We start from the raw sequence: 17703 nt of genomic DNA, 5'->3' as shown, positions 1-17703 counted from the left end.
TGATTCTGTCACCCGGTGGGTTTTTTTTAATAAAGGCTATGTGTGTTGCAAGATATTTTCAGCTTTATCATTGATGCGGTGACCGGCTTGTTAGCTGGTTTTTTACTCTTGCGCTTCTGGATACAGGCGCAGCGTTTGCGGCCGCCAGCACCCTTGGCACAGGCAATTTTTCAGATGACGGATTGGTTGGTGCATCCGATGCGCCGCCTGGTGCCGGGTTTTCGCGGTTACGATTGGGCCAGTTTGATCGCGGCGCTGTTGGTCGCGCTGGTGTCGGTGGCGCTGTCGTTTGCCTTGCGTGCGCAGTTTCCGCCGCTGCTCATCGCCAGCTTGGCTTTCTTTCGCATTGTGCAGTGGGGTTTGTACGGCTTGATGGCCTTGCTTGTGCTTGAGGCGATTTTCAGTTGGGTCAATCCGGCTGCACCCTTGGCACCATTCATCCGTGCCCTCAATGCGCCGCTGCTCGCGCCGCTGCGCCGGGTCTTGCCGGCCTTAGGCGGTCTCGATTTTTCGCCTATGGTGGCTTTGTTGCTATTGCAAGTTGGCTTGCGTATTGTCAGTGAGTTGCAAAACACTTGGCTCTTGCAACTCGTCGCTCGGTAATCGCCTTAATCGCTGCTTGTTATTGGTGCGGCACCGCTTGATTGCCGCACGACTAATGTCGATGGCAGCATTTCACGTCGTAACGGGGTTTCCGGGTAGGCGATGCGGTCGACTAAAATTTGCGCCGTCAATTGGCCTATGGCATGTTTGGGCTGGGCAATCGTGGTCAGCGGCGGCGTACTGAATGAAGCCAAAGCAATATCATCATAACCAACCACAGACAGTTGTTGCGGAATGCTAAAGCCAGCTTGCGTGGCGGCGCAGATACCACCGATGGCCATCAAATCATTACTGGCAAAAATAGCCGTTGGCCGTTCCGGCAGGGCTAATAGTGTTTGAAAGGCGAGAAATCCGCCTTGGCTGGTGAAGTCGCTGTGGACCAAATAGCTGTCGCGATGGGCAATGCCGGCTTCGCTCAGTGCACGTTGGTAACCGGCCACCCGCCCGCCGCTCGGCAGCAGCGTATCGGGTCCGGCGACGCAGGCGATACGGCGATGTCCGAGACCAAGCAGATAGCGCGTCGCATCGTAGCCACCCTGTACATGATCGGCTTCAATAAAGTCGGCCAGCACACCGCTTACTTCGCGATCGACCAAGACTTTCGGTATCCCTTCATCGGCTAGCAATTGCGTTAACTCTTCATCGCTACCGGACGAAACCAGAATCAAGCCATCAATCCGTTTTTCCATGAGCACGCGCACATAGGCGGCTTGCTTCTTGGGATCATCGTCAGAATTACACAAAATAATGTTATAGCCGAGTTTGAACGACGCCGCTTCGATTCCCTGTATCACTTCGGCAAAATACGGGTTAGAGTTGTTCGGAATCATCATGCCGAAGGTATGGGTGCGATCGTTCTTGAGGCTGCGCGCAACAGCACTGGGAATATAACGCAACTCCTTGATCACCGCCAGCACGCGCGCGCGCGCTTCGTCGCTGACAACGCGGGTATTATTGATCACATGAGATACGGTAGTGGTGGAGACGCGCGCTTTGAGCGCGACCTGCTTCATGGTTGCCATAACATTCCTGCCTTTCTGTTGTCGGATTATGCCGTAGGATAGGTATCGGAGTGCGGGGTTTTTGTAACTTTAATGAAAAGGATCAAACATGTCTGAATTGGTGATTCGCAATGCCACCCTGCCCGATGGGCAACACGGCATCGACATCTTGGTGCGCGACGGCCGCATTGCCGCTATCGGCCCGGCACTGGCGGTATCTGATTGTCCTGAACTCGATGCCGCTGGCGATTTACTCAGTCCACCATTTGTCGATGCGCATTTCCACCTCGATGCGGTGCTCAGCCTCGGCTTGCCGCGGCATAATCAATCCGGCACCTTGCTGGAGGGCATAGAATTATGGGGCGAATTGAAGCCGACTCTGACGCAAGATGCCTTGATTGCGCGCGCGCTGCGTTACTGTGATTGGGCCGTCGGCAAAGGCTTGCTGGCGATTCGTTCGCATGTCGATATTTGCGATGATCGTTTGCTGGCCGTCGAAGCGATGTTGGAGGTGCGGCGCTTGGTTGCACCCTATCTCGATTTGCAATTAGTAGCGTTTCCCCAAGATGGACTGTTGCGCAGTAAAAATGCCATGACGAATTTGCGTCGTGCGATTGCGCTGGGAGTCGATGTGGTTGGCGGCATTCCGCATTTCGAACGCAGCATGGCTGAGGGGGCAGAATCGGTACGCTTGCTGTGCGAGTTCGCGGCGGAACAAGGCTTGCGTGTCGACATGCATTGCGATGAGTCGGATGATCCACAATCGCGCCATATTGAAAGCTTGGCCTTTCACAGCCATCGACTCGGCATGCAGGGTAGGGTGGCGGCATCGCATCTGACCTCGATGCATTCGATGGATAATTATTATGTCAGTAAATTACTGCCGCTGATACGTGAGGCTGGCGTCGCTGCGATCGCCAACCCGCTCATCAATATCACACTGCAAGGGCGGCACGACAGCTATCCGAAACGACGTGGCATGACGCGAGTACCGGAATTGATGGCGGCCGGAATAGATGTCGCGTTTGGTCATGATTGCGTGATGGATCCGTGGTACAGCCTCGGCAGCGCCGATATGTTGGAAGTGGCGCAGATGGGTTTGCATGTAGCGCAGATGACCGGGCGTGCCGCCATGCGTGCCTGCTTTGCCGCGATCACGACGACACCGGCGCGTATCCTCGGGCTCGAAGGCTATGGTTTGCAGCTCGGCTGCCACGCTGATTTTGTCATTCTCGATGCCGGCGATACGATCGAAGCCTTACGTTTGCGGCCGGTACGCCGTTACGTGATACGGCGCGGCGTCGTGATCAGCGCAACGCCGCGCGTGCAAACGCAATTGCATTTGCCGCAGCGGCCAGGGCAGGTGAATTTTCGCGTGTAAGCGTGCTTTGCTTATGCTGCCATCTGCGCAAAAGCTGTCGCCGCAATCGCGATGGTGGCGTCGATGATGGCTTCATCATGCGCAATCGAGACGAAGCCGGCTTCGAAGGCTGAGGGGGCCAGATAGACGCCGGCGTCGAGCATGAGATGGAAGAAGCGATTGAATTTTTCTTTGTCGCTGGCCATCATGGCGGCATACGAGTCTGGAATGCTGGCGGCGAAATACAGGCCGAACATGCCACCGACGGCATCGGCGCAAAATGTGACGCCAGCGGCGGCGGCCGCTGCCGATAAGCCATCGACCAAGCGCCGTGTGCGTTGGCTCAGCAGTTCATGGAAGCCCGCTTGCTGTATGATTTTCAGCGTGGTCATGCCAGCCGCCACCGCCACCGGATTGCCGGACAAGGTACCGGCTTGATACACGCCGCCCAGCGGTGCCATATGCCCCATCAATGCGGCGCTGCCGCCGAAGGCCGCCACCGGCAAACCGCCGCCGATGACTTTGCCCATGCATACCAGATCGGCGACCACACCATACAGCGCTTGTGCACCGTGTAAGTCGACGCGAAAGCCGCACATGACTTCATCGAAAATCAGAATACTTTTATGTTCGGTACATAAACGGCGCATGGTGGCGATGAATGCTGCGCTCGCGCGTATCAGGTTCATATTACCGGCGATAGGCTCGACGATGATGCAGGCGATTTGGTCGCCGATGCGGGCGAATACTTCTTCGAGTTGCTCGCAATTGTTATAGTCGAGCACCAGCGTGTGTTTGCTGAAATCTTCCGGCACCCCGGCCGAGGTAGGATTGCCGAAGGTGAGTAAGCCGCTGCCGGCTTTCACCAACAAGGCGTCGGCATGGCCGTGGTAGCAGCCTTCGAATTTAATGATTTTGTCGCGTTTGGTGGCGCCACGTGCCAAACGCAGCGCGCTCATGGTCGCTTCCGTACCGCTCGAGACCAAGCGCACTTGTTCTATGCCCGGTACCAGTCGGCAAATTTCTTCGGCCATCAAGACTTCGCCTTCGGTCGGCGCACCGAAACTCAGGCCGCGTGCCGCCGCCTCTTGTACCGCTGCGACTACCTCAGGATGGGCATGGCCGACGATGGCCGGGCCCCAGGAACCGATGTAGTCGATGTAACGTCGATCTTCGGCATCCCAGAAGTAGGCACCTTCGGCACGGCGGATGAAACGCGGTGTGCCGCCGACTGAACGAAACGCTCGTACCGGCGAGTTGACGCCGCCCGGAGTGGTTTTCTGGGCACGGGCAAACAGGATTTCATTATTGTTCATGGTAATCACTTTGGATAAAATAAGGAGTGGCAAGCGCAGGTCGCCTGAGCGCGCGCTTGGCTTAGTCGCTTTCGCGGGCCCAGAAATACCGGTCGGGAATCATTTTTCCCATACCCAGTTGTTGCGCATGGCTGACTGCAGCTTGGGTGAATTCTTGTGCTTCGAGTACTGCTTCGGGAATTTCCAAGCCATTGGCCAGTAAAGCCGTGATGGCAGCCGATAAGGTTGACCCGGCCCCGGCAAACGAACCGGGGATGCGCGGCCATACGTCTCTGCGTACTTGGCCGGTTTCGCCAAAGAGGGTGTTGGCGACCTCGCCGGTCGCACCGGGCGTGCCGGTGACGAGCACAAATTGGCAGCCGGATTCGATCAGGGTCATGGCATCAACGCTTAAGTCGTCGGCTTCGGCTTCGGCATTGTCTTTCCAAGTTTCGGACAGGCGCGCCAGCTCGACCGCCGAAATCAGCAACAGACCGGCCTGAGGGATCAGTAATTCGCGTATCGCCAGCGCCAAGTCTTCGGCTTCTGGGATTTGTTCGGTCAAGGCGGTATTGAAGGGATCGAGAACCATGGGAAAATCGGGGTAATCAGAAACGATTTCGGCGATCACCGTGACATTCTCGACGCTGCCGACTTGCCCGACCTTGAAGGCGGTGACGACCATGTCTTCGAGTATGGTGCGTGCCTGTTCATCGACCAAATCGGCTTCCATGCCGTGAATGCTGTCGATCTGCGCGGTGTCACCGGTGAGAATGGCGGTGACGATGGGCAGGCCATGACAGCCCATGGCTGCGAATGTGGCTAAATCGGCGAATAAACCGGTGGCGGCAACCGGATCGGCGGCGCCGAAGCTGACAATAAGCGGAGAAATTTGGTTTTGCACGTTGGGTAGATTACTATAGCCGGTTGGGTTGATTTGCATCTGCGCGTCAGATGGGGACTTGGTAAGTTGAATATTTTACTTGATTGAAGGGTTTTAGTCGTGATTGATAATATAAGCACAAGCGTAAGCACCAGCGCAAACGCCGGCGGGGAATGGAAAACGTGGATGTGCCTGATCTGTGGCTGGGTCTATTCCGAAGAGCAAGGTTTGGTCGATGAAGGCATCGCTGCCGGTACCCGTTGGGAAGATGTGCCGATGAATTGGACCTGTCCGGAATGCGGTGCACGCAAAGAAGATTTTGAAATGGTGGTAATTTAACCGCGTTTTTGTATTTTTTTGGTTGGCTTTAAAAGTTTATTGTTGGAAAAACAGGCGCTACGGCAACTTTCTTTGTTAGAGTGGCAGCTTGCTACTACTCAATGTGAAGAGATGATTTTATGTCAATTTCGGCTAGCGATGAAAACTTGAAGATCATGGTGATCGACGACAGCAGTACGATACGTCGGTCGGCCGAGATCTTTCTCGGGCAAGCCGGATATAAGATTGTGCTGGCCGAAGATGGCTTCGATGCTTTGGCAAAGATCAATGACTCGCATCCGGATTTGATCTTTTGCGACATCCTCATGCCGCGGCTCGATGGCTATCAAACCTGCGCCTTGATTAAAAAAAGCGCCAAGTTTCGCGATACGCCGGTGATCATGCTGTCGTCTAAAGATGGGCTGTTCGATCGCGCCCGCGGTGCCATGGTCGGTTCGGACGAATATTTGACCAAACCGTTTACCAAAGACAGCTTGTTGAAAACGGTAAGGAATTACACCTCTGCATCGAACACGAAGTAAGCTTTCAAACATGGCGCTGCCACTTGGCGGCGTCGATTATTCCAGTTTTAAGTAAGGTAAGACATATGGCTATTCAGAAAATTTTAGTAGTGGATGACTCGCCGACAGAGCGCTATTTTCTGACCGACGTGCTGGTCAAGCACGGTTTTTCCGTTTCGACTGCAGAAAACGGCGAAGAGGCCCTGGCTAAAATCAAGGCTGATAAACCGCAACTGATCTTGATGGATGTGGTCATGCCAGGTCAAAACGGTTTCCAAATCACGCGCGCGATCGCCAAAGATCCGGAAACACAAGATGTGCCGGTGATTATCTGCACGAGTAAAAATCAAGAAACAGACCGTATTTGGGGGTTGCGCCAAGGTGCACGCGATTATTTGGTTAAGCCTATCGATCCGCAAGAATTGTTGGCCAAAATAGCCGCGCTCGGTTAAGCGCTGCGGTGTAGATCAGCGGTCTGACCTACACCGATTTCTTATCAGTCAGACCCTCTCGGATCCGTTCATGCCCCAGAATTTGAATGACCCTGTCGTTGTTCCTGTAGAAACGAAACAAGCTCCCCGTGGTTTGCGGCGCACGCGCTTGCGTGAATTTCAGGCGCAGTTGGTCGAGCGTATGCAGGCAGCACAACGTGGCGACTTTACCCAGGTTAATCAGTTGGGTATCTTGGTCGGGCCCTTGCGCTACTTGTTGGATTTGCGCGAATCCGGCGAAATCGTCAGTACCGGTTCGCTGATGTCGGTTCCTCTGACTAAAGACTGGTATGTCGGTTTGTCGAATATTCGCGGTAATTTGACCAGCGTCGTCGATTTGCCACGTTTTCAAGGACATGATGTGACCAATCGCGATGCCAGTTCGCGCATTGTCGCTTTTGCTCCCGCTTTGGCGTTCAACAGTGGCTTGTTGGTTTCGCAGGTGTTGGGCTTGCGTAATATTGCTGATATGGAAGAAGTCGTCTTCGACCAGCATGGAAACGATCAGCGGGCGTGGTTATCGCGCAAATTCCGCGATCGGGATGGAAATTTTTGGTACGCACTGAGTCTGTCGGTCTTGCTACAAGATCAGGATTTTTTGCACATAGGCTTATAGGGAAGCGCGGCGCAGATTCCAGCGGGCAAGGCCCACCGGGATTTATGCGGCGTCTGGTGCAAAAGTGATTTTGCAACTGTTGCGGTTTATCACATTCAGTTTGTATTTCAAGCAAAACTGAAAGTTTGTCCATCGTTTAGGAGACTCAGTAATGGCATTTAATCTACCGTTCTTGTCCAAAAGAAAAGAAAATCCGACAATCGACGGAGCAGAAGTGGTGGCACGATCTTTTGCGAATGCGAATGCGAATGCGGATGCCGTCGACGTGGAAGAAGCGAGCAATGTGAAGATGCTCACGCCTGACGCCGCCCCCGCCGCCTCATTCACTCGCCAAGAAAATCGCGCCGATGCGACCTTCATCGGTGATGCGCTGGAAAAAGGCGGCGATCTGCGCTTGCCACTGATCGGTGCGATGAGCTTGCAGCAGCAAATGCGCGTGCTCTCGATTACCATGGCGCTGGCGCTGGTAGCCGGGGCGTTTTTCGTTTGGCTCAATGCCAGTCAGTCGGCCTTGGTGTCGACTCAGGTGCAGATTGCCGGTGACGTGCTGATGCACTCGCAACGTATCGGTAAAGCGGCACCGAATGCGATTCAAGGTAATGTTGAAGCGTTTAAACAGCTGGAAAACAGTCGCAAAGAAATTAATGCCGATTTGAATATTCTGCTCAAAGGCGGTAATTATCAAGGCCGTAACGTCGACAAGGCCGCTGCCGCGTTTGAACCGGTGTTGATGGAAACAGTGAAAAGCTGGCAAAACTCGAACAAGGCCTCGGAAACGATTTTGCTGCGTCGTAAAGAATTGACCGGCTTTGGTCAAACACTGCAAAAGCTCAATGGTCTCTCGCCGGTATTGTTGGAACTGACCGAACAAATTTCCACGCTCAAAGTACAAGGCGGCGGTTCCGCACGTGAAATTTCCGCCTCCGGCCAGTTGGTTATGTTGACTCAGCGTTTAGGTCGGAGTGCCAATGAATTTCTGACTTCCGAGGGTGTCAATCCGGAAACTGCGTTCTTGCTCGGTAAAGATACCAATACCTTCCGCGATTTGGTTGACGGCTTCCTCAAAGGCAGTGAAGTACTGCGTCTGAGTATGAGTAAAGATGCCGATACCCGCGATAAACTGGAAGAATTGCAAAAGACTTTCGTCGATTATCAAGGCTCGGTTTCGAGCATTCTCGGTAACTTGCAAAACTTTATCGCAGCGAAACAATCTGAACAATTGCTGTTTAATGAAAACGAAGAGTTGAAAGATAAGCTGACCAAGTTGCAAAAGGCTTACACGTCCGAGCAAGATTCGGTCAGCACCTCCTTCTGGCTCATGCTGGTGTCGGCCGCCGTTGCCTTGCTGGCTGCGGTCGGGATTGCCTTGGTTTTGCTGCAGGATAGCCGTAACCGCGCCAAAGAAGCGAATGAACGTCAAAAAGACACGGCTGCGCAGATGATGCAAGCGCAGCAACAAGAAGTCGAGGCGAAGGCAGCAAATGATCAGAATCAGGCAGCGATTTTGCGACTGATGAATGAATTGCAAGAAGTAGCTGATGGTGACTTGACGGTGCAAGCGACGGTGTCCGAAGACATTACCGGCGCGATTGCCGACTCGGTTAACTACACGGTGGAAGAGTTGCGCGGTCTGGTAGGGCGGGTAACCAATACGGCTGAGCAAGTGACGGCGGCGTCGAATCAGGCGCAGAATATTTCGAACGATTTGCTTGACGCTTCGGAACAGCAATCGCGTGAAATTTCTGATGCCGGTCAAATCGTTTTGGCCATGGCGGCCGAAATTACCGATGTCTCGCGCTCTGCCAATGAATCGGCCGAAGTAGCGCGGCAGTCGGTGGTAGCGGCGGAACAAGGCGCGCATGCGGTGGAAAATGCGATCTCGGGCATGAATGAAATTCGCGAACAAATTCAGGAAACTTCCAAGCGGATTAAACGTCTCGGTGAATCCTCGCAGGAAATTGGTGAAATCACTGAACTGATTTCCGATATTACCGAACAAACCAACGTCTTGGCCTTGAACGCAGCGATTCAAGCCGCTTCAGCCGGCGAAGCCGGGCGCGGCTTCTCGGTGGTGGCGGAAGAGGTGCAGCGCTTGGCGGAACGTTCGGCCGAAGCGACCAAACAGATCGGTGCGCTGGTTCGTACCATTCAAACCGATACCCATGATGCAGTGGCGGCGATGGAAAAATCCACTCAGGGTGTGGTCGAAGGGGCGAAACTGTCGGATGCGGCCGGTACGGCTTTGTCGGAAATTCGTAGCGTTTCCAACCGTTTGGCCGAGCTGATTCAAGGTATTTCTCTGGCTACTGAACAGCAAGCTACCTCGGCCAATGGTGTGGCGCAAAATATTCAGCATATTCTGACCATTACCGAACAAACCCAAAGCGGCACCCAACAAACGGCGGATTCCATTAAGCAGCTCGCGATGTTAGCGGAAGAATTGAAAAATTCCGTTTCACGTTTCCGCGTCACTGCCTGATTTTTCCATCTGAGAACCGTTGTCAGGTTCTATCACATTTGCCAGGCGGTGACGGCATGTCATCGCCTCTTGAGTTTGCGGAGTACGCATGACAGTCGATTTTTCCAATTCGCCACAACAAGCCCAGGAACAGTTCGATACCGGACCGCTTTCCTGGGTCATGGCGGAAGTGCGTGAAGCAGTGACCCACGCGGGCAAAATGCTCACGCAAGCACTGACGCAAGATGCAGACAGTCGCTCGACTTCGCTGTTGCACGCCAAAAGTTACTTGCATCAAGCGCACGGTGCTTTGCAAATCGTCGATATCGACGGTGTCTCTATGGTGACGGAAACGATAGAAGATGTGATCGATCGTTTGCAAATGGAACAGTTGGAAATGCGTGCCGAGCATGTTGAGGTGATTCTCGATGCTTTCCATGCGGTCTTGCGTTATCTGGAAGATCTGTTGTCGGGCGCGGCACATCAGCCGGTGCGCTTGTTTCCGTATTACCGCGCGCTGTTGGAACTCAAAGGTGCCGACCGGATTCACCCGGCCGATCTGTTTTTCCCTGCCTTATCGATGCGCGAAAAAATTCCGGAACTGACCGTCACGCTGCAAAGCGCACCGGCCGATTACACCGGCTTGCGCGGACGTTTTGAAAAAGCACTGTTAACACTGCTGACCAGTAAAGAACTGGCGCAACAGCAAGAAGCGGCCGCAGCGATTCGCATCGTGCTCAAAGAAATCGAGCAAATGCAGAGTAACCCACAAGCCAAAGCCTTTTGGGTGGTGATGTCGGCGTTTGCCGAAGCGGTGGCGCAGGGTGGGATAGAAAACCAGCAATACGTGAAACAAATTTTCGGTCGCATCAACCTGCAAATTCGCCGTTTGCTCGATGGTGTGCAGGCGATTCCGGAGCGCTTGCTCAGAGATGCCTTGTTTTTCTTGGCACAGGTCAGTGAACCTTCACCATTCGTAGCCAGCATACGCCAGGCCTACTCGCTGGCCAACCAAGTGCCGCTCGATTACAATCAAAAAAATTACGGTCAGATTGCCGCCGGCGTACTCAGTACGGCGAAAGAACAATTGACTACGGTGAAAAATTTGTGGGGCCGTATCGCCAATGGTGAGACCACGCTGGCCGACAAATTTTCGCAAAAAATGAAAGACTTGGCCGAAACCAGTGGCCAGCTCAATGCCCCAGCCTTGGCCAAGCTGCTGCGTGAATTGAGCGGCATCGCACGCCATGTCGCGCACACTGCCGAAAGCAGCAAACTCGGTTTGGAATTGGCCACCAGCCTGTTATTCATCGAAACGGCATTGGACCAAATTACGCGCTTGCCGGCGCATTTTTCTGAGCGTGCCGACGAAATTACGGCGCGTTTGTTGTCGGTGGTATCGGGTGATGAACCGGCTTCACAAGCGCCATGGATGGGCGAAATTTCACGCGAAGCGCAGCAGCGTCAAACCATGGGGGTGTTGGTCGGTGAAATGCAAACCAGCTTGCGCCAGGTTGAAAAGATCCTCGACGATTACTTCCGCGACACTAGCCAGACCGCCACGCTGAGCTCGGTCGACAGCATCTTGCATCAAGTCGGCGGTGCGCTGGCGATGCTCGATCAAGATGTCGCCATGCAAGCGGTGGAACATACCCGTCAATTGATCGCCGGATTGGCCGCCGCCGCCCCCGAGGAGCGCGCTGGCCAAGCCCAGACGCATCAAACGGTGGCACAAAATATCGGTGCCCTGAGTTTTTTCATCGAAACTCTGCAGTCGCAACCCGAGACGGCCAAGAAAAAATTCAGCTTTGATACCGAGGCTGGAGTGTTCCGTTCCAACTTGCTCGAGGCGGTGGCGAACAAGGCATTACTGCCAGCGAATGGACTCGAACTGACGACGGCCTTGCCGGCGGCGGCGACGGCGGAACAAGAATTGACCCAGCAGCAGCAGGAATCGGCGCGTTTGGCGGTATCGCTGGCGGCCCATCCCGATGACCAAAGCTTGCATACGCAATTGATCGATTCGCTCGAATCCGAACGCGCGGTCGCCCATGTGCTCGACGATGCCGATGCCAGCGAACGTGCTGCCACCGCCATCGATTTGCTCGGCCAAGCCGGCCAGCCACACTCAGCCGCCGACTTGCAAGACATCGTGACAGCGACGATCGCTAATCCGGAATCCCAGCCTTTGCTGGCGGTAGTATTGCCGAACAGCGAAGCCGCCGTCGATGCCGAATTACTCGATATTTTTCTCACCGAAGCCGAAGAAGTGCTGGAATTCGTTGAACTTACGTTGCCGAGCGCGCGCAAGGACATCGACAACCAAGCCTATCTGACCAGCTTGCGGCGCTCGTTCCACACCTTGAAAGGCAGCAGCCGCATGGTCGGTTTGCCGGTGTTCGGTGCGGCAGCGTGGAGCGTTGAGCAAGTCATGAATCTGTGGTTGTCGGAGTCGCGTAGTGGCAGCGATGCTTTGTATACTTTGCTCGAACACAGTGCGCTGGAAATGACGCGCTGGGTGGCCGAACTCAAACAAAGCGCTTACTCCTCACGCGATGGCGCGGCCCTGATTGCCGCTGCCGAGCGATTACAAGCCGGCTTGCCGGCGGAGCATAGTGAGATTGCCGAGCTGGCCGAGATTGCCGAAATTACGCCAGTAGCAGAGGCACTGCCTGCGGTGGCGGCGATCGAAGAGCCGACTGTCGCGAAGGCGGATGATCTCGACGAATTGCTGCTGCTCGATTTACCCGTACCAGCAGAGGCCGACGCCGACGCCGATGATTTTGAAGCACTGCTGGCCAGCGATGTCGCGCAGCAGACTGCCAGCGCCACCTTGGCGGCGCTGGCCGAGCCGCAGAGTGAACTCACGCCGATACCAGAGCCGCTGCTCGATCTGTCGCCGACGCCTAGTCTGGAAGATTGGTTGGCCAGTTCGCTGGTGACCGAGTTGGAACCGGCGATGGCCAGCGAGCTCGCTGCCGCCAGCGTAGCCGAAGCCGATCTGGCCGATGAGTTCATCGGCGCAGAAACAGTGAACCAACCAGCAGTGGCAGCAGAAGCAGAGATCGAAGCGGCCGTAGCCGAAGCCGCAGTGGCCGAAGAAACCGTCGAAGCTGCGCCGCTCGAAAGCGTGCTGCCGGAATCCATTGCCGCCTCAAGCAGTGCCCAAATCATCGGTTTTCCCGAGCAAAGCCGCGCAGCCGTTGGTCTCGATGACAATATCAAGCGTATCGGTGAGCTCGAAATCAGCCTGCCGCTGTATTCAATTTATATGGCAGAGACCGATGAAATCGTGCGTTTTCTGTCGCAAGATTTCGCCGAATGGCGGCATGAACCGTATCGGCATGTCACCACCCATGCGATCCATGCCAGCCATACTTTAGCCGGCAGTTCCGCCACCGTCGGTCTCAAGCCGCTGCAAGAATTGGCCCACAGTTTGGAAATGGTATTGCAAAGACTGGAGCGCCATCCGGTGGAGTTGTTGGTGAGTGAATATGATTTACTCGAGCTGGCCTTAGACACCGCGCGCAACATGTTGCAGAAATTTGCCTTGTCAGAAATTGCTGAATTTGCCAGCGAACGGGTGCACCAACTCGAGATCTTACTGGCCGACGTGATCGCCCGTTCCGCTGCCGGTGCCGATGAAGAATTCATTACCTCGACCAATGAAAAACTCGACCTGGCCGATTTGGCCGGGGTGGCTGGCGCCGCTGAACTGGTCGCAGCGTTGCCTGAGGGACGACATGCTGCTGCGTTCGATGCGCCGGCAAGCACGGCGCAGCTGACTGATTCGGCCTTGCAAATCAAGGACGATCTCGATCTCGATTTACTGCCGGTGTTTATCGAAGAAGGCCTCGATCTCTTGCCTATGATTGAGCAATTATTGCGCCGCTCGCAAGAGCAGCCCGATGATGCCGCCACTTTGCAGGCGATCGCCCGGCTCATGCACACCATGAAAGGTAGTGCCCGTATGGCCGGTGCCATGGCACTCGGACAGCATATCCATGACATGGAAACACGGATCGAAAATCTGATGCTCGTCCCTGCTCCGGCACGTGGACCTTTGCTCGAAGATTTGTTGACGCGTCATGATTTGAGCATGCAATTGTTCGATCGCTTGCAACACCCGGAAGTGTATGCCGACGATGGCTTACCCGAAGTATTGACGGCTGCGCAAGAGCTCGACCAATTTCAAGAAGCCCAGGTCGCGGCCGTCAGCGAGCCTGTCGCTGTGCCGACCAGCCTGCCGAGTGGCGTAGTGCAGCCGTTTGCGACGCCGCTCCATGCGGTCGCGGCGCGCGCAGCCGCGGCACCGGCGGCACCGGTGACTTTGGTGCGGGTGCGCGCCGATGTACTCGATCGTTTGGTCAATCAAGCTGGTGAAGTGTCGATTTCACGTTCGCGCTTGGAGAATGAAGTCGGCACCTTGCGCAGTTCTTTAAGCGAATTGACGGAAAACGTCAGCCGCTTGCGCGCCCAATTGCGCGAAGTCGAAATTCAAGCCGAAACCCAGATCACCTCACGCATGGCGCATTCGGCCGATCGTGAATTCGATCCGCTGGAATTTGACCGCTTTACGCGCTTGCAGGAATTGACGCGTATGATGGCCGAAAGCGTCAGCGACGTCGCCACCGTGCAGACCAATCTGACCCGCACCATCGACGGCGCGTCCGGCAATTTACATGTGCAAGCACGCTTGACCCGCGAACTGCAACAGGATTTGATGCGGGTTCGTATGATTCCTTTCGCCAGCGTGACAGAGCGTTTGTATCGCGTCACGCGCCAGACTGCCAAAGAAATCGATAAGCGCGTCAATCTCGATATTCGCGGTGGTAACGTCGAAATGGATCGTGGTGTGTTGGAAAAAATGGTCGGACCATTCGAACATTTACTGCGCAATGCAATTGTCCATGGCATTGAATCACGCCAAGTGCGGCGCGATCATGGCAAGGATGAGACCGGCGAATTACAGATAGAAGTGCGGCAGGAAGGCAATGAAGTGGTGATCCGCTTCAAGGATGACGGCCAGGGTTTGAATCTCGACGACATCCGCGATAAGGCGCACAAGCTCGGCTTGCTCGGATTGGATGAACAGTTAGCCGACTCCGACATGGCCAGTTTGATTTTCGAGCCCGGTTTTTCCACCGCAGTCGAAGTCACCGAACTGGCTGGGCGCGGCGTTGGGATGGACGTGGTCCGTTCCGAAGCGGCCTCGCTCGGCGGTCGGGTGGAAGTCGCCAGCGTGGCCGGCAGCGGTGCCGAATTCACGATACGCTTACCATTGACACTGGCGGTGACCCAAGTGGTACTGCTCAGTTCCGGCGGCCGTACCTTCGCCGTGCCATCAGTCTTGGTGGAACAAGTGCAGCAGTTGAAAGCCCATGCACTGGCGACGGCTTATAATGAGCGCTCGGTGCAGTGGCAAAATCAGCGCGTGCCCATGCATTATTTATCGGCCTTGTTAGGCCAGCGCGATGCCGTGCCGTTGGCACAGCAGTATTCGCCGCTGTTAATCATGAAAAACGGTACCGAGCGGGTCGCCATCCACGTTGACGATATCGTCGGTAATCGTGAGGTGGTGGTAAAAAACATCGGACCGCAACTGGCCCGTATGCCCGGCGTAGCCGGTGCCACCGTGCTCGGTTCCGGTGACATCGTACTGATCATCAATCCGGTACCGCTGGCGCAAAAATGGGAAGCTGAACAATTGCGCCTGCCACAGCTTGGACATGAAATGGGTGCCGTTGCCGATTTGCAAGAACATTCACCACAGTTGCCGGCCGAACCGGTGCAAGGCTTACGTACCCAACATACGGTGATGGTGGTCGATGATTCGCTGACGGTGCGACGCGTCACTCAGCGCTTGCTGGCGCGCGAAGGCTATCAAGTAATCTTGGCGAAAGACGGTATTGATGCGCTTGAACAGTTGCAATCGATTACCCCCGACGTGATGCTGGTCGATATTGAAATGCCGCGTATGGATGGCTTCGATCTGACGCGCAATGTGCGCAGCGATGCGCGTACCGCCCACATTCCCATCATCATGATCACTTCGCGCACAGCCGACAAGCATCGCAACTATGCGCGTGAACTTGGGGTCAATGAATATTTCGGTAAGCCTTACCGCGAAGATGATTTGCTTGAGGCCATCGTTGGCTTCATCGGTGAGAACCGTTAATGATGGGCTGAGACGGTCGAGATTTTCGGCTTGTTGCGTGAAAAAAAAAGAAGGGCCAGCAGAAATTTTTGCTGGCCTTTTTTTAAGAATCTGCGCTTCCCCAGGGTTTGAAACCCCGCACTTCAGAGGCTGTCGCAAACGTCGGACGGACATTTTTTACATCTACCACACCGCATACCTTTGGCGGGAACCTAGTGTCGTTTTCAGCACTGAAAACAGCATCATTTCTGGCATTTTCAGTTAAGCACGAACGTCGCTGGATTCCGGCCACAAGCGCGCAGGAATGGCCTTGTTGGCGATTGGGGTAATGATGCTGACTTGTTGCAAGCGCGCGAAAAATCAGCGCGGCGGCTTACCATCGACAAACAATCAAATTTTTGCCGCCATCGCCAAGCCCAAGGCATCAGTCCAGTTCAGGCACACCCGCTTGCTTCACCACAGCATAACGCGCTAAAGTTGCGTGGCGCGCCGCATCGTGTTCGACCACCGGGTAAGGGTAGTTGTCGCCTAGCCGCACGCCGGCTTGTTGCAACAGTAAAGGCGCGGCTTTCCACGGCGCGTGGATGCTGCGTTTATCCAGTCCGGCTAAGTGCGGCAGGTAGCGCGCGATGAATTTACCATCGGCATCGAATTTTTCCGATTGCATGATGGGATTGAAAATACGGAAATACGGTTGCGCATCGCAACCGGTTGAGGCCGCCCATTGCCAGCCGCCATTATTGGCCGACAAATCGAAGTCATTCAAATGCAAGGCGAAATAAGCTTCGCCGCGGCGCCAGTCTATGCCGAGATCTTTGATCAGAAAGCATGCCGTCACCATGCGCAAGCGGTTATGCATGTAACCGGTTTGATTGAGTTGCAGCATGGCGGCATCGACCAGCGGGTAGCCGGTTTTTCCTTCGCACCAAGCTTGAAACAGCGTGTCAGCCAGTGGGCCTTGTTCCCATACGATGGCCTCATAAGCCGGTTTGAAGGCGCGTTCGCAGACGTGTGGGTGATGATCGAGAATCATGAAATAAAAATCGCGCCAGATCAATTCCGACAGCCAAACTTCGGCACCGGTATTGCTGCCGCGCCGGACTGCCTCAACCGCCGTGCGGACCAAATGGCGTATCGATACCGTACCGAAGCGTAAATGCATCGATAAATACGAGGGTCCTTTGATAGCTGGAAAATTACGCGTTTGGTCGTAGCGTGCCAAACGTGGTAAAAAATCTTCGAGCAACTGAGCCCCGCCCTGCATGCCGCTTGGTATGCCGCTGGGACTCTGTGCTTCGGCAAAGCCCATTTCTGCCAAGCCAGGCAGCGCTGCTAAATCCGGCATTAGCGCGGGTGCATAGTGCTGGGCATAGCGGTCGACGCGATACGGCTGGGTATAAAAATCTTGTTGATGCCCGTGTAATTTTTTCAGCCAAGCGTTTTTATACGGTGTGAACACCGAAAAAGGGGTGCCGGCCAGCGAGCGTACTTCCTCTTTTTCAAAGATGACCTGGTCTTTGAAACTGAACAAGGCGCAGGCTTGCTGCGCTAACGCTGCTGCCACGGCCGTATCGCGCGCCTTGGCGCTCGGTTCATAATCATGATTGACGTATACCGCTTGGCACTGCAGTTGTTTGGCCAGTGCCGTGATCTCGCTGACCGGGTCGCCATAGCGCACCAACAGCGTGCCGCCGGCCGCGGCCAGCGCCGCTTGGAGGGCGCGCACGCTGTCATGAATGAAGGCCAGTCGGCGGTCGTTCTGTGGCAGTGCGGCTAAGATGCGCTGGTCAAAAATGAAGACGCCGGTGACTGCTTTGCTTTGGCGCAGTGCGTGGTAGAGGGCGGCATGGTCGAAATCGCGCAAATCGCGGCGAAACCAGACCAGCGCGTGGTCGAATAAAGGGCTAGTTGAGGGCATGAAAAACGTCGTGAAAGTCGAAAAAGGTCAGTCTTGCACCATAGCACACATCGAAAAAAGCCGTTAAAACTGCTAGAATGTC

The 17703-nt window shown here is 54.9% G+C and carries 12 protein-coding genes; 8 read left to right on the top strand and 4 right to left on the bottom strand.

The features are described 5' to 3' along the window. Positions 1 to 42: 42 nt before the first annotated feature. Positions 43 to 603, top strand: a complete 561-nt coding sequence (locus QN359_RS06575; RefSeq protein ID WP_322250798.1) for a YggT family protein — start codon at positions 43 to 45, stop codon at positions 601 to 603. Positions 604 to 608: 5 nt separating this feature from the next. Here QN359_RS06575 and QN359_RS06570 read toward each other — a convergent pair whose 3' ends face one another. Next, positions 609 to 1625: a LacI family DNA-binding transcriptional regulator gene (locus tag QN359_RS06570; protein ID WP_322250799.1), complete on the bottom strand. Its 1017-nt coding sequence runs from the start codon at positions 1623 to 1625 to the stop codon at positions 609 to 611. Positions 1626 to 1713: 88 nt separating this feature from the next. Here QN359_RS06570 and QN359_RS06565 point away from each other — a divergent pair, with 88 nt between their 5' ends. After that, a complete protein-coding gene (locus QN359_RS06565; RefSeq protein ID WP_323493178.1) occupies positions 1714 to 2985 on the top strand; it encodes an amidohydrolase family protein in 1272 nt (423 codons plus the stop codon). An 11-nt stretch (positions 2986 to 2996) separates the two neighbouring features. Here the strand turns inward: QN359_RS06565 and hemL are convergent, their stop codons facing one another. Next, positions 2997 to 4280, bottom strand: a complete 1284-nt coding sequence (gene hemL, locus QN359_RS06560; RefSeq protein ID WP_322250800.1) for a glutamate-1-semialdehyde 2,1-aminomutase — start codon at positions 4278 to 4280, stop codon at positions 2997 to 2999. Between the two features lie 61 nt (positions 4281 to 4341). After that, positions 4342 to 5163, bottom strand: coding sequence for a hydroxymethylpyrimidine/phosphomethylpyrimidine kinase (locus QN359_RS06555; RefSeq protein ID WP_322251076.1), 822 nt, complete (start codon positions 5161 to 5163; stop codon positions 4342 to 4344). A 165-nt stretch (positions 5164 to 5328) separates the two neighbouring features. Between QN359_RS06555 and QN359_RS06550 the strand changes: the two genes are divergently transcribed. The 6 genes from QN359_RS06550 (at position 5329) to QN359_RS06525 (ending at position 15724) form a co-directional block, all read left to right on the top strand. Further along, positions 5329 to 5481, top strand: a complete 153-nt coding sequence (locus tag QN359_RS06550; RefSeq protein ID WP_322250801.1) for a rubredoxin — start codon at positions 5329 to 5331, stop codon at positions 5479 to 5481. A gap of 119 nt (positions 5482 to 5600) precedes the next feature. Then, complete coding sequence (locus QN359_RS06545) at positions 5601 to 6002, top strand: response regulator (protein WP_322250802.1); 402 nt, start codon at positions 5601 to 5603, stop codon at positions 6000 to 6002. 65 nt (positions 6003 to 6067) lie between these two features. Beyond that, positions 6068 to 6433 (top strand): response regulator transcription factor, encoded by a 366-nt coding sequence (locus tag QN359_RS06540; RefSeq protein WP_322250803.1) that lies wholly within the window; start codon positions 6068 to 6070, stop codon positions 6431 to 6433. A gap of 70 nt (positions 6434 to 6503) precedes the next feature. Then, the gene (locus QN359_RS06535; RefSeq protein ID WP_322250804.1) at positions 6504 to 7088 is read left to right on the top strand and encodes a chemotaxis protein CheW; all 585 of its coding nucleotides are present in this window, start codon (positions 6504 to 6506) and stop codon (positions 7086 to 7088) included. A gap of 289 nt (positions 7089 to 7377) precedes the next feature. Further along, positions 7378 to 9567 (top strand): methyl-accepting chemotaxis protein, encoded by a 2190-nt coding sequence (locus QN359_RS06530; protein WP_416200231.1) that lies wholly within the window; start codon positions 7378 to 7380, stop codon positions 9565 to 9567. Positions 9568 to 9655: 88 nt separating this feature from the next. Next, complete coding sequence (locus QN359_RS06525; protein WP_322250806.1) at positions 9656 to 15724, top strand: Hpt domain-containing protein; 6069 nt, start codon at positions 9656 to 9658, stop codon at positions 15722 to 15724. A gap of 403 nt (positions 15725 to 16127) precedes the next feature. On the opposite strand, the gene QN359_RS06520 is transcribed toward QN359_RS06525, so the two are convergent. Then, positions 16128 to 17621, bottom strand: coding sequence for a deoxyribodipyrimidine photo-lyase (locus QN359_RS06520; protein ID WP_322250807.1), 1494 nt, complete (start codon positions 17619 to 17621; stop codon positions 16128 to 16130). Positions 17622 to 17703 lie beyond the last annotated feature (82 nt).

It is taken from the genome of Undibacterium sp. 5I2, assembly GCF_035019605.1.
In the GTDB taxonomy this organism is placed as follows: Bacteria; Pseudomonadota; Gammaproteobacteria; order Burkholderiales; family Burkholderiaceae_D; genus Undibacterium.
This window is presented reverse-complemented; position numbering and strand designations above follow the sequence as displayed.